Genomic DNA, 13091 nt, shown 5'->3' with positions numbered 1-13091 from the left:
GGTTGTTGGGGGGGGTGTGGGGGGGGGGGGGGGGGGGGGGGGGGGGGGGCGGGGGGGGGGGGGGGGGGGGGGGGGGGGGGGGGGGGGGGGGGGGGGGGGCCCGCCGCCCCCCCCCCCCCCCCGTCCCCGCTCAGCCAACTCCCCTGATTCCCGGGCAAGTTCACACGTGTCTGACCTATGTTCGAGGGCGCCGATCCGAATCGCCCCTGGAGGTCAGATTGCAGTTCCGACGACGCCCGACCCGTCCCCCTCTCATACGCCGCTCCCACCTGCTGGTGGGCGCCGGTCTCGGGTCGCTCCTGATCGGGATGACGCCCTGGCTCGGGGTCGCGAGCCAGGCGCCGGTGGCCCGCACGCCGCCCCCGGGGGCCACCGCCTTCGACCAGCAGGTGGCGAAGCAGTCCCCGCACCACGGCATCGTCCCGGCGAACGCGATGGAACCCTCGGCTCCCGTCCTCGACCGGACCGGATGGACGGCCACCGCGAGCGACGAAGAGACCACCGGCGAGAACGGCCGCGCGGCGAACGTGCTCGACGGCGACCCCGCGACCCTCTGGCACAGCAAGTGGACCGGCACGCCCACACCGCTCCCGCACACCCTCACCATCGACATGCACCGCACCGCGGTGGTGTCCTCGCTCGTCTACCGCCCCCGCGCCGACGGGCCCAACGGGCGGATCGGCGAGTACGCCATCGGTCTCAGTGCGGACGGCCAGAACTGGGCGAGCCCGGTCGCCACCGGCACCCTCGCGGACGACGCCGGTACCAAGACCCTCGGGTTCGCTCCCCAAGGAGCCCGGTTCGTACGGCTCACCGCGCTCACCGAAGCCGGCGGCCGCGGCCCCTGGACCTCCGCGGCCGAGATCAACCTGCTGGGCGACCCGGGCACCCCCGCCGCCACCGTCGACCTGCCCCGCACCGGCTGGACGGCCGCCGCGAGCGACGAGGAGACCGCGAGCGAGAACGGCCGCGCGGCGAACGTCCTCGACGGCGACGCCGCGACCCTGTGGCACAGCAAGTGGAGCGGCACCCCGACCCCGCTCCCGCACACCCTCACCATCGACATGCACCGCACGCAGACGGTCGCCGCCCTCACCTACCAGCCGCGCCGCGACGGGCCCAACGGCAGGGCGGGCGCGTACTCCATCACCACCAGCACCGACGGCACCTCCTACGGCGCGCCGGTGGCCGCGGGCACGTGGCGGGACGACGACACCGTCAAGACCGCCACCTTCACCCGCGCCGTGAGCGCCCGTTTCGTCCGCCTTACGGTGACCGGCGAGGCCGGCGCCCGCGGACCGTGGACCTCGGCCGCCGAAATCCGCCTGAGCGGACCGGCGAACGCCGCCGTCCACGGCTCCTGGGACCGGATCACCGGCTTCCCCCTGGTGCCGGTGGCCACCGCCGTCCTGCCGGGTGACAAGCTGCTGGCCTGGTCGGCGTACGCGACGGACCGGTTCGGCGGCAGCAACGGCTACACGCAGACGGCGATCCTCGACCTGAAGACCGGCAAGGTCACCCAGCGGCGGATCGACAACACGGGGCACGACATGTTCTGCCCGGGCATAGCCATGCTCGCCGACGGCCGGGTCCTCGTCACCGGGGGCAGCAACGCGGAGCGGGCGAGCATCTACGACCCGGCGACCGACGCCTGGTCCGCCACCACCAACATGAACGTCGCCCGCGGCTACCAGGCCATGACGCTGATCTCCACGGGTGAGGCCTTCGTCCTCGGCGGTTCCTGGAGCGGAAACGCCGACACCGACAAGGCCGGCGAGGTCTGGTCGCCCGGCACCGGCACCTGGCGCAAGCTCCCGGGCGTACCCGCCGCCCCGGCGCTGACGGCCGACCCGGCCGGTCCCTACCGCGCCGACAACCACATGTGGCTGCACGCCACTTCGGGCGGCAAGGTGCTGCAGCTCGGGCCGAGCAAGCAGATGAACTGGATCTCCACGACCGGCAATGGCAGCATCACGGCCGCCGGCCCCCGCGCCGACAGCCAGGACGCGATGACGGGCAACGCCGTCGCCTACGACATCGGCAAGCTGCTCACGCTGGGCGGCTCGCCCGCCTACCAGGACACCCCCGCCACCCGCCGCGCCTACACCGTGAACATCTCCGGGAGCCAGGTCCAGGCCGCCCGTACGGGCGACATGGAGAACGCCCGCGCCTTCGGCAACAGCGTCGTCCTCCCGGACGGCAAGGTGGCCGTCTTCGGCGGGCAGGCCTACCCGGTGCCCTTCAGCGACGCGACGTCCGTGCTGACGCCCGAGCTGTGGGACCCGGCGACGGGCGTCTTCACCCCGCTGGCCACCATGGCCATCCCCCGCAACTACCACAGCGTGGCGAACCTGCTGCCGGACGGACGGATCTTCTCGGGCGGCGGCGGCCTGTGCGGTGACTGCGCGACCAACCACGCCGACGGAGCCGTGTTCACCCCGCCGTACCTGCTCAACGCGGACGGTTCCCCCAAGCCGCGTCCCGTCATCACCGGCGGCGTGCCCCCGCGCGTCGCGCCCGGCTCGACGCTCACGGTCGGCACGTCGGGCCCGGTGGCGTCCTTCGTGCTGATGCGGGCCGCCGCCGCGACCCACTCGACCGACAACGACCAGCGCCGGGTCCCGCTCCGGTCCACGGCCACCGGATCCGGCACGTACTCGGTGTCGGTTCCCTCCGACACCGGCGTGGTACTGCCCGGCAACTACATGCTGTTCGCGCTGGACGCGCAGGGGGTGCCGAGCATCGCCAAGTTCCTGACCGTTCCCGCGCCGGGGGCGGGCGACGTCGTCATCGACCCGCCCGCCCGAGGTCCCCGCCCGTGACACCCGTGACACCGCCGGCGTCGCCGGCCCCGGCGGTGGCCGGGCCGGTCGTGCTGTCCGCGATCCGGTCCAGGTCCGCCAGCAGCGACGCCAGCCAGGCGTCCGCCGCGTAGAAGCCGCTCGGCTCCCCCGCCGGTACGGTCCCCGCCCCGCCGTCGTACGCGTACGGTGCGACGGGGGCCTGCCGGGAGTCCTCGATCGGGTCCAGCACCGCGGACAGCATCAGCATGCGCCCCGCCACCCGGTCCCCGAGCCTGATCAATTCGGCGGCCGCCGCCGGCTCCAACGGCAGCGCGTGGAGGTCCGCCGGGCCCCGCCCCGAGGCGGGCGGCGCCAGCACCCGCCCGGCGCCCCACAGCGTGTGGTGCCCGGCCAGCAGTACGGACTGCCAGTCGACCAACCGCCGCCCCCGCACGGGCCCCGGCTCGCTCTGGAGCTGCGCGAAGGCCGATTCCGCCAGCACGAGCGAATGCCGCAGCGACTTGTGCTCCGGCGGCACGTCCGCGTCCCGTACCCCCTCGGCCGTGAGCGCCGCCGTCGTGGTGACCACGGCCTCGGCCGCGGACCGCAACAGCGCCGCGCCCGCGCGCCGCACCTCCTGCCGCGCGCCGCGCGGCCAGGCCAGGAGCCCGAAGACGGCGCCGATCGCGCTGCCGATCAGCACGTCCAGCAGGCGTACCTCGGCGAGCCGCCAGGTGGCGGGCGCCAGCTGGGCGAAGACCAGGGCGACCGTCATGGTAAACAGCGCCTGGGACCAGCCGATGCCCTTCACCGGCCCCACCGTGAAGGTGAACAGCATCAGCGGGAGCAGGACCACGGCGTACACCGTGGTGTGCGTCCCGACCAGGGCGAGGATCCCGGCCGTGGCCACGGCCCCGATCAGGGTTCCGGTCAGTGCCTGCCGGATGCTGCTGCGCGTGGCCTCCAGGGTGGTGCGGGTCAGCGTCAGCGTCGCCAGCATCGCCCAGAAGCCGTGCGGCAGCGTGTCCAGTCCGGCGACGGCCCGGGCTGCCGCCAGCGCCAGGCTGGTCCGCACGGCGTTCTGGAAGAAGACCGACCGGCTCCCCGCATTGCCCATCAACCGCACCCACCACAGGCGCGGCGCCCACATCCGCGCGTACCAGAACCGGCCGGAGGGCACGTCGGGCGCTGCCTCCCGGCCCCGTACGGCCAACGCCGCGGCCGCGGCCAGCACCAGGGCGGCGTCGGCCACCTCCAGCAGGTCCGCCCTGCGGCGCAGCGCGGCCGGGCCGAGCCCCTCGGTCGGGGCGGCCGCGAGCCGCGCGCGTTCCGGGCCCGGGCCCGGGTGCCGCGGCTCCCGCGGCCCCCGCGCTCTCGGGGCGCCGCGCAGCAGTGCGGCGGTGTCCGTCGCGGACCGGGCGACGGCGTTCAGCAGGGCGAGCGCGGCCTCGTGGTCCCGGTCGGGCTCCGGGCCGGGTGGCGGGGCGGGCAGCCGGACCAGCCGGTTCAGCAGGGTGCGGGCCGCCAGCCCGGTGTGGCCGAGGCCGCGTGCACGGACCCCTGCCCCGGCCGGGCGTTCCGCCTCCGGGACGTTCGAGGGGCGCAGCGCCTCGCCCGCGGCCCCGGCCGCGGCTCCCGTGCCCGGGGAGAGCGCGTACGGCGCCCGGGCCAGCTCGCCGGCGCAGCGCTCGGCGACGACCGCGGCGCGGGCTGCGAGTTCCCGGTAGGGCACGGTCGGTGGATCGGGCAGTACGAAGGCCTCGGCGAGCACCAGCAGCAGGAGCCCGGTGGTGGTGCCGACGAGCCGCTCCCCCAGGGTGTCCGGGGCGTACGGCGGGAAGGACGGCAGGATGTACAGCAGCTGGAGCCCGGGCGCCGCGCCGGCCGGGCGCGGTCCGCCGACGGCGACGAAGGCGAGCGCGAAGCCGATGACCAGCATTCCGGCCACGGCCGTCCAGGTCCGTACGGCCAGGAAGGTGCCCACGACCACCAGCAGCCAGGCCGCCGGGATCAGCCGCAGCACCATGCCGGCGCGCTGCCGTCCGGTTCCGGGGATGCGGGACAGCCCGGCCAGCGACACCGCGGCGAACAGCGCGTAGGTGGCCGCGACGGTGGACCCGAAGCCGTACAGGAACAGGAAGAACCCGGTCCCCGCCGCGAGGGTGACCCGCAGTGATCGGCGGGCCGCGCCCGCGTAGGCGGCGGCACCGTTCGTAGCCATGCCACCAGCATCGGGCACCGGCCCCGGCCCGGCACTTCAGCCCGGCCCCGGAGGCCAGGGCCTGTCTTTCGGATCAGGCCCTAGGAGGAGCAGGCCGGGCACAGCCCGCGGTAGGTGACGTCGGCCCCGGAGACCTCGAAGCCGAACCGCCCCTCGGCCGGGAGGACGGCCAGCGGGTCGCCGGTCGGGTGGACGTCGCGGATGAGTCCACAGCCGGAGCAGACCAGGTGCTGGTGGGGGCGGTGCGCGTTGGGGTCGTACCGCTTGGCGCGGCCGTCGGTGGAGACCTCCACCACCTCGCCCAGGGAGACCAGCTCGCCGAGCGCGTTGTAGACGGTCGCCCGGGAGATCTCGGGCAGCAGCCGCGCCGCACGGGCGTGCACCTCGTCCGCCGTGAGGTGGACGTGGTCCCCGTCGAGGACCTCCGCCACGACACGCCGCTGGGAGGTCAGCCGCCAGCCACGCTCGCGCAGCCGTTCCAGCAGGTCACTCATACCGCTCCACCTTTCAGGCCCGGCGTCGTTCCCGAAGGTTCGCCCGACGCGGATCCGGGATCCGATTGGATATGGCTTTGGCGCGCTTCTTGACTTGGACTCTGTCCATCGTAGGATCGGTTCGGTTGATAACCAAGTGACTAGAAGGCTCCAGTACGGCTCGAGACCAAGCCGTGACGGACATGCACGGACCGCTCCACCGCATGTAGCTCCTCGCAGCACCATGACCCCCCGGGTCCGGAAGGATTCCCATGTCTGAGAACAACGCGCACGCCGCAGACGCGAACGCCGAGGCCGGCGGCTGCCCCGTCGCGCACGGGCGAGCCTCGCACCCCACCCAGGGCGGCGGTAACCGCCAGTGGTGGCCGGAGCGACTCAACCTGAAGATCCTCGCGAAGAACCCCGCCGTGGCCAACCCGCTCGGCGAGGAGTTCGACTACGCCGAGGCGTTCGCCGCCCTGGACCTCGCCGCGATAAAGCAGGACATCGCCGAGGTCCTCACGAACTCGCAGGAGTGGTGGCCGGCCGACTTCGGCAACTACGGCCCGCTCATGATCCGCATGGCCTGGCACAGCGCCGGCACGTACCGCATCAGCGACGGCCGCGGCGGCGCGGGCGCGGGCCAGCAGCGCTTCGCCCCCCTGAACTCCTGGCCGGACAACGGCAACCTGGACAAGGCCCGCCGTCTGCTGTGGCCCGTCAAGAAGAAGTACGGCCAGTCCATCTCCTGGGCCGACCTCATGATCCTCACCGGCAACGTCGCCCTGGAGACGATGGGCTTCAAGACCTTCGGCTTCGCCGGTGGCCGTGCCGACGTCTGGGAAGCCGACGAGGACGTCTACTGGGGCCCCGAGACCACCTGGCTCGGCGACGAGCGCTACACGGGCGACCGTGAGCTGGAGAGCCCGCTCGGCGCGGTCCAGATGGGCCTCATCTACGTGAACCCCGAGGGCCCCAACGGCAACCCCGACCCGATCGCGGCCGCTCGCGACATCCGCGAGACCTTCCGCCGGATGGCGATGAACGACGAGGAGACCGTCGCCCTCATCGCCGGTGGTCACACCTTCGGCAAGGCCCACGGTGCGGGCCCGGCGGACAACGTCGGCGCCGACCCCGAGGGCGCGCCGCTGGAGGCCCAGGGCTTCGGCTGGTCGAGCACGTACGGCTCCGGCAAGGGCGCCGACTCGATCACCAGTGGTCTGGAAGTCACCTGGACCACCACGCCCGCCAAGTGGGGCCACGACTTCTTCAAGCACCTGTTCGAGTACGAGTACGAGCTCACCCAGAGCCCGGCCGGCGCGAACCAGTGGGTGGCGAAGAACGCCGAGGCGATCATCCCCGACGCCTTCGACGCGTCGAAGAAGCACCTCCCGACGATGCTCACCACCGACCTGTCGCTGCGCTTCGACCCGGTCTACGAGCAGATCTCGCGCCGCTTCTACGAGAACCCCGACCAGTTCGCGGACGCCTTCGCCCGCGCCTGGTACAAGCTGACCCACCGCGACCTCGGTCCGGTCGTCCGCTACCTCGGCCCGGAGGTCCCCGCCGAGACCCTGCTGTGGCAGGACCCGCTGCCGGCCCGTGACGGCGAGCTCGTCGACGCCGCGGACGTCGCCTCCCTCAAGGAGCAGATCCTCGGCTCGGACCTCACGGTCTCCCAGCTGGTCTCCGCGGCCTGGGCCGCGGCCTCCTCCTTCCGCGGCAGCGACAAGCGCGGCGGCGCCAACGGCGCCCGCATCCGCCTGGAGCCGCAGCGCAACTGGGAGGTCAACAACCCGGACGACCTCGCGCAGGTGCTCCGCACCCTCGAGGGCATCCAGGCGTCCTTCAACGCCGGCGCCAAGAAGGTCTCGCTGGCCGACCTCGTCGTGCTCGCGGGCTCCGCGGCCGTCGAGAAGGCCGCGCAGGACGGTGGCGTCGCGGTCGAGGTGCCGTTCACCCCGGGCCGTGTCGACGCCACGCAGGAGCAGACGGACGTCGAGTCCTTCGCCGCCCTGGAGCCGTCCTCCGACGGGTTCCGCAACTACGTCGGCAAGGGCAACCGCCTGCCGGCCGAGTTCCTGCTGGTCGACAAGGCGAACCTGCTGACCGTCTCCGCTCCCGAGATGACGGTCCTCGTCGGTGGTCTGCGCGTCCTGGGCGCCAACCACGCGGGCTCGAAGCACGGCGTCTTCACGGACCGTCCGGGCACCCTGACCAACGACTACTTCGCCAACCTGCTCGACATGGGCACGACGTGGAAGTCGACGTCCTCGGCGCAGGACGAGTACGAGGGCCGTGACGCCTCGGGCGCGGTCAAGTGGACCGGTACCCGTGCCGACCTCGTCTTCGGCTCGAACTCCGAGCTGCGCGCCCTCGCGGAGGTCTACGCGAGCGACGACGCGAAGGAGAAGTTCGTGAAGGACTTCGTCGCGGCGTGGGTCAAGGTCATGGACCTCGACCGGTTCGACCTGGTCTGATCGCCCGCGTCAGGGCCGGTCCGCGCGCGCGGACCGGCCCTGACGCGTTCCGTCACAGCGGTTCGATGTCCATGAAGTCCCACAGGTCGGGCGATTCCGCGCGCCCGGGGGCGCCGGGCAGGGCCTGCTGCGCCCAGATGACCTTCCCCTCGGAGGTGTACCGGGTGCCCCAGTGCTCGCTGAGCTGCGCGACCAGGAACAGGCCCCGCCCGCCCTCGTCCGTGGTGGCGGCGTACCGCAAGTGCGGGGCCGTGCTGCTGCCGTCCCACACCTCGCAGGTCAGGGTGTGGTCGTAGAGCAGCCGTACCCGTACCGGCGCGCGACCGTGCCGCACGGCGTTGGTGATCAGCTCGCTGAGGATCAGCTCCGTGGCGAAGGCGAGCTCCTGCAGGCCCCACTCGTCGAGTTTCCTGGCCGCCGCGTTGCGCACGGCGCCGACGGCGCTGGGCTGGAACGCCACCTCCCACTGTGCGACCCGGTCCGGGCCCAGGGTGCGGGTGCGCGCGATGAGCAGCGCCACGTCGTCGGTGGGCCGGGGCGGCAGCATCATGTCGAGTACGGCCCGGCAGCTCTCGTCGGGGGTCCGGTCGGGGTGGCTGAGGGCGGTGCGGAGCAGTTCCAGGCCCTCGCCGATGTCCCGGTTGCGTTCCTCGACGAGACCGTCCGTGTACAGGACGAGCTGGCTGTCCTCCGCCAGTTCCAGTTCGGCGGTCTCGAAGGGCATGCCGCCCAGGCCCAGCGGGGGCCCGGCCGGCAGGTCGATGATGGTCGTCGTCCCGTCGGGGGCGACGAGCATGGGCGGCAGGTGTCCGGCCCGCGCCACCGTGCAACTGCGGGAGACGGGGTCGTAGACGGCGTAGAGGCAGGTGGCGCCGATGACGCCGCCGGCGCCGTCACCGGCCTCCCCGTCGTGGTCGATGCGCTGTACGAGGTCGTCCAGGCGGGCGAGGATCTCGTCGGGCGGCAGGTCGAGGGAGGCGAAGTTGTGCACCGCCGTGCGCAGCCGTCCCATGGTGGCGGCGGCGTGCAGGCCGTGCCCGACGACGTCGCCGACGACCAGGGCGACCCGGCTGCCCGGCAGCGGGATCACGTCGAACCAGTCGCCTCCCACCCCGGACTGCGCGGGCAGGTAGAAGTGGGCCACGTCGACGGCGCTCTGCTCGGGCAGGGCCCGGGGCAGCAGGCTGCGCTGGAGCGTCACGGCGAGGGCGTGCTCGCGGGTGTACCGGCGGGCGTTGTCCATGCTGACCGCGGCCCGGGCCACGAGTTCCTCGGCCAGTGACAGGTCGTCCTCGTCGAAGGGCTCCGGCTTGCGCGCCCGCCAGAAATTGACCACTCCGAGTACGACGCCCCGGGCCTTGAGCGGTGCCGCGATCAGCGAGTGGATCCCGTAGTCGATGATGGCCCGGGCCCGCGGCGGGTCCTGGGCGCGCCAGCCCGGCGCTTCGTTCAGGTCCGGCACCAGCTCCGCCTCGCCGGTGCCGTAGCCGATGGCCTGCGGGGTGGACGGCAGGAAGTCGATCAGGCGGCCGCGGGGGTAGAGCGGGTGGTCGCTGCGGACGCCGTGGACGGCCGTGCGCCGCATGTCGGCGCCGGGTCCCGGCTCGTCCCCGTCGAGCACGGCGGCGGCCAGGTCGACGGTGACGTAGTCCGCGAAGCGGGGGACGGCGACGGTGGCGAGTTCCTCGGAGGTTCGTACGACGTCGAGGGTGGTGCCGATGTCACCGCCCGCGTCGTAGAGCAGTTTCAGCCGTCTGCGGGCCGTCTCCGCCCGGCCGGTCAGCACGCGCATCTCGGTGGAGTCCCTGATGGTCGCCACGGCGCCCTCCGGCTTGCCGCCGGGGTGCGTGAGCCGCTGGTTGACCACGAGGAGCCGCTCGCCGCTCTCCAGGACCTCATCGGTGGCGACGCGGCCGGAGAGCAGCAGGTCCGCCATCCGGCGGTCGAGCCCCGCCACGTCCGTGATCAGGCTGCCCTCGGCGTCGTCCGGCAGTCCCAGGAGGCGTTTGGCCTCGTCGTTCGCCAGCAGCAGCCGACCGTCGCCGTCCGTGATCACCACCCCTTCGCGGACGGCGTGGAGCACCGCGTCGTGGTGCTCGTACATGCGGGTCATCTCCTGCGTGCCCAGCCCGTGGGTCTGGCGGCGCAGCCTGCGGCTGATCAGCGCCGTGCCGGCGGTGGCCAAGGCCAGGCCGCCGGCGATGGCCAGGAGGATCACCGGGAGCTGGCGGTCGACGACACCGCTCACGTTCTTCACGGTCATGCCGGCCGACACCAGCCCGACGACCTTGCCCTGCGCGTCGGTGACGGGCACCACCGCCTGGATCTCCTTGCCGAGCGGCCCCTTCACGCTTTCGGTGTAGACCCGGCCCGCCAGGGAGGGTTCGATCGTGCCGACGAACCGCTTGCCGATGCGGTCGGGTTTGGGATGGCTGTAGCGAATGCCGTTGGTGTCCATCACGACGATGAAGTCCACCTTGGCGGCCTTGCGGGTCTCCTCGGCGAGGGGCTGCAGGATGACGGCAGGGTGGCTCGACTCCAGTACGGCTGGCAGGCCCAGGGAGTGCGCGAACGTCTGGGCGACGGACACCGACCGGTTGCGTGCCTCGCGGTCCACGTCGTGGCTCGACTGGAGCAGGAGGGCCAGCAGGGCTCCGGCAGCGAGCAACACCACGATCGTCACCTGGAGGACGAATACCTGGCCGGCGACGCTCCTGAACCGGATGCCTAGAGGTGACCGCACCGACGTACCCGGCACGGGTGGCGAGGAATGGTCACGCCCCCAGTTGTAGCACCTCCGGGCGCCGATGGCTCACGACAGACGCGACACGCGTCCGATAAATCACCAGGAGTGACGAAAAAAGAACGGTCACGTCTCCCATTTCCTTGAATTCCAATCTTTGACGATCGGCCGACCGAAAGAAATAGGAAGATGCAACCACGGCGCCCGGCAACGGAGTTACCGACCAGAAGCCATGGAACGTCGCACTCAAATTCGGGTACCTTCTGTCACGTCGCCGCTACACCTCGGGCACAAGGCCCTCTTGGGACTCGCGGCGCGAAGGACCAGACACCCGTTGACGACAGCGACCGAAGTCTTCACTGTCCGGCCGTACACCCCTCATTGCGAAGTCATCAACAATGAGGGCGATCATGCGGTCATCGGCATCTCTCCCGGTAATAGTTATTTCTCGGCCCAGCGCGTTCTCGATCTCGCGCAGTGGGGCATGCGCAACTTCGATCAGGTCGACATCATCTACACCGACCTGTACGTGGCCGAGATGTACGAAGCCCTCGGCTACGACGAGGTCGAGGCACGACGCAAGGCGGTGAAGAACCTGCGCGGAGTCCGCGCCAAGGTCAACAACGCCGCCGCCGAGGCCGACCCCTCCGGCGAGCGCCTGCGCGCCCGCCCGATGTCGGCACTGACCGACATCCCCGCCTACAAGGCGCTTCACGCCGACCTGACCAGCCGGCTGAACAACGACCCCGAGTTCCTGGCCACGTGTGGCGAGCTCGTGGACTCGTTCCTCTCCTCGAAGGTGCTGAACGGGGAGACCGCCACCACCCGGCAGCGCGAAGTCTGCCTCCAGTACGTGTGCGCCGAGGCGCCGCTCTTCCTCGACACGCCCGCGATCATGGGCGTGCCGTCCTCGCTCAACTGCTACCACCAGCTCCTGCCGATGGCGGAATTGCTGTATTCGCGCGGCTCGGGCCTGCGCGCTTCCCGCAACCAGGGCCACGCCGTCATCACCCCCGCCGAAGGAACCTTCGATGAGCACTGACACCATCCTCGAATTCCCGTTCGACGCCCGCGGCGACAAGATCCCCGCCGAGGTCGAGCAGCTCCGCTCCGAGCCCGTCAAGAAGGTCCGGACGATAGCCGGGGACGAAGCCTGGCTCGTGTCCTCCTATCAGCTGTGCAAGCAGGTACTCGAAGACCCCCGCTTCAGCCTGAAGGACACCTCGGCCCCGGGCGTGCCCCGTCAGTACGCGCTGACGATCCCGCCCGAGGTCGTCAACAACATGGGCAACATCACCGGCGCCGGCCTGCGCAAGGCCGTGCTCAAGGCGATCAACCCCAAGGCCCCCGGCCTGAACGACTGGATGCGGGCCGAGGCCAACGCGCTCGTCGACAGCATGCTGGCCTACGGTGCGCCCGTCGACCTGCGCGGCCAGTTCACCAACCCGTACTCCGAGAACCTGCACTGCCGCATCCTCGGCATCCCGCAGGCGGACGCGCCGAAGCTGGCGAACAGCCTCGACATCGCGTTCATGAACTCGGCGTGCCCCGTCACCGGTGCCAAGCTCAACTGGGACCGCGACATGGCGTACATGGTCGAGCGCCTCGACGACCCGGCCACGGTCGGTCTGATGGCCGAGCTCGCGGCCCTGCGCGAGGACCCGGACTACGCGCACCTGACGGACGAGATGCTGGCCACGGTCGGCGTCACCTTCTTCGGCGCCGGCGTCATCTCCACCATGGGCTTCCTGACCATGGCGATCTTCTCGCTCCTGCAGAACCCCGACGTGTGGGAGCAGCTGCGCGAGAACCCGGAGAAGATCCCGACCGCGGTCGACGAGCTGCTGCGCGTCAACCTCTCCATCGCCGACGGTCTGCCCCGCCTGGCCACGGAGGACGTCCAGCTCGGTGACGTCCTGGTGAAGAAGGGCGAGCTCTGCCTCGTCCTGGTCGAGGGCGCCAACACCGACCCGTCGGTGTTCCCGGACCCGCACACGTTCGACATCGACCGGGAGAACGCCCACCAACACCTCTCCTTCGGCGGTGGCGGCCACTACTGCCCCGCCACGGCCCTCGGCAAGCGGCACACCGAGATCGCCATCGAGGTCCTCCTGGAGAAGATGCCGAACCTGGCCCTGGCCGTGCCGGTGGACCAGCTCGTGTGGCGCACCCGCTTCATGAAGCGCATCCCGGAGCGCCTGTCCGTGCTCTGGTAACAGCGCGCCGACGCCGTCCTCGGCGCGATGTATGACGTAGGAAGACGGCCCCCGGCCGGGGAAACCCGGTCGGGGGCCGTCTCCTTGCCGCTCGCGGGGCCCGGAACGGGACGCCCGCGGCCGGCGGGGTACGACGATGGCCCCGGCCGGGTTTCCCCGGCCGGGGCCATCGCGT

Annotated in this window: 7 protein-coding genes; 4 read left to right on the top strand and 3 right to left on the bottom strand. The window is 71.9% G+C overall.

What is annotated here, in order from left to right:
- The first annotated feature begins 218 nt into the window (after window positions 1-218).
- Window positions 219-2822: a discoidin domain-containing protein gene (locus tag ACFYYJ_RS30565; protein WP_389137259.1), complete on the top strand. Its 2604-nt coding sequence runs from the start codon at window positions 219-221 to the stop codon at window positions 2820-2822.
- On the opposite strand, the gene ACFYYJ_RS30560 is transcribed toward ACFYYJ_RS30565, so the two are convergent.
- On the bottom strand, window positions 2788-5004 hold the full coding sequence (locus ACFYYJ_RS30560; protein ID WP_389137257.1) for an FUSC family protein: 2217 nt from the start codon (window positions 5002-5004) through the stop codon (window positions 2788-2790). The genes ACFYYJ_RS30565 and ACFYYJ_RS30560 overlap by 35 nt on opposite strands.
- Window positions 5005-5084: 80 nt before the next feature.
- Complete coding sequence (locus ACFYYJ_RS30555) at window positions 5085-5498, bottom strand: Fur family transcriptional regulator (RefSeq protein ID WP_384743645.1); 414 nt, start codon at window positions 5496-5498, stop codon at window positions 5085-5087.
- A gap of 251 nt (window positions 5499-5749) precedes the next feature.
- On the opposite strand from ACFYYJ_RS30555, the gene katG reads away from it, so the two are divergent.
- Complete coding sequence (gene katG, locus ACFYYJ_RS30550) at window positions 5750-7957, top strand: catalase/peroxidase HPI (protein ID WP_389137254.1); 2208 nt, start codon at window positions 5750-5752, stop codon at window positions 7955-7957.
- A 52-nt stretch (window positions 7958-8009) separates the two neighbouring features.
- Here the strand turns inward: katG and ACFYYJ_RS30545 are convergent, their stop codons facing one another.
- Window positions 8010-10700 carry a SpoIIE family protein phosphatase gene (locus tag ACFYYJ_RS30545; protein WP_389137252.1) on the bottom strand — a complete coding sequence of 897 codons (2691 nt, stop codon included), beginning with the start codon at window positions 10698-10700 and terminating at the stop codon, window positions 8010-8012.
- A 334-nt stretch (window positions 10701-11034) separates the two neighbouring features.
- Here ACFYYJ_RS30545 and ACFYYJ_RS30540 point away from each other — a divergent pair, with 334 nt between their 5' ends.
- Window positions 11035-11742, top strand: coding sequence for a tRNA-dependent cyclodipeptide synthase (locus ACFYYJ_RS30540; protein ID WP_385126107.1), 708 nt, complete (start codon window positions 11035-11037; stop codon window positions 11740-11742).
- A complete protein-coding gene (locus ACFYYJ_RS30535) occupies window positions 11732-12916 on the top strand; it encodes a cytochrome P450 (protein WP_385126108.1) in 1185 nt (394 codons plus the stop codon). The genes ACFYYJ_RS30540 and ACFYYJ_RS30535 overlap by 11 nt, the downstream gene beginning before the upstream one ends.
- Window positions 12917-13091: the final 175 nt, after the last annotated feature.

Origin of the sequence: Streptomyces sp. NPDC002467 (assembly GCF_042889825.1) — a bacterium.
Classification (GTDB): Bacteria; Actinomycetota; Actinomycetes; order Streptomycetales; family Streptomycetaceae; genus Streptomyces.
Note: the sequence above shows the minus strand (reverse complement) of the source record. Positions and strands in the feature narration are given on the sequence as shown.

Excerpts from the sequence above, each read along its gene's own strand:
- katG (WP_389137254.1), top strand. The coding sequence starts at position 5,750 with ATGTCTGAGAACAACGCGCACGCCGCAGACGCGAACGCCGAGGCCGGC.
- ACFYYJ_RS30560 (WP_389137257.1), bottom strand. The coding sequence starts at position 5,004 with ATGGCTACGAACGGTGCCGCCGCCTACGCGGGCGCGGCCCGCCGATCA.
- ACFYYJ_RS30535 (WP_385126108.1), top strand. The coding sequence starts at position 11,732 with ATGAGCACTGACACCATCCTCGAATTCCCGTTCGACGCCCGCGGCGAC.
- ACFYYJ_RS30555 (WP_384743645.1), bottom strand. The coding sequence starts at position 5,498 with ATGAGTGACCTGCTGGAACGGCTGCGCGAGCGTGGCTGGCGGCTGACC.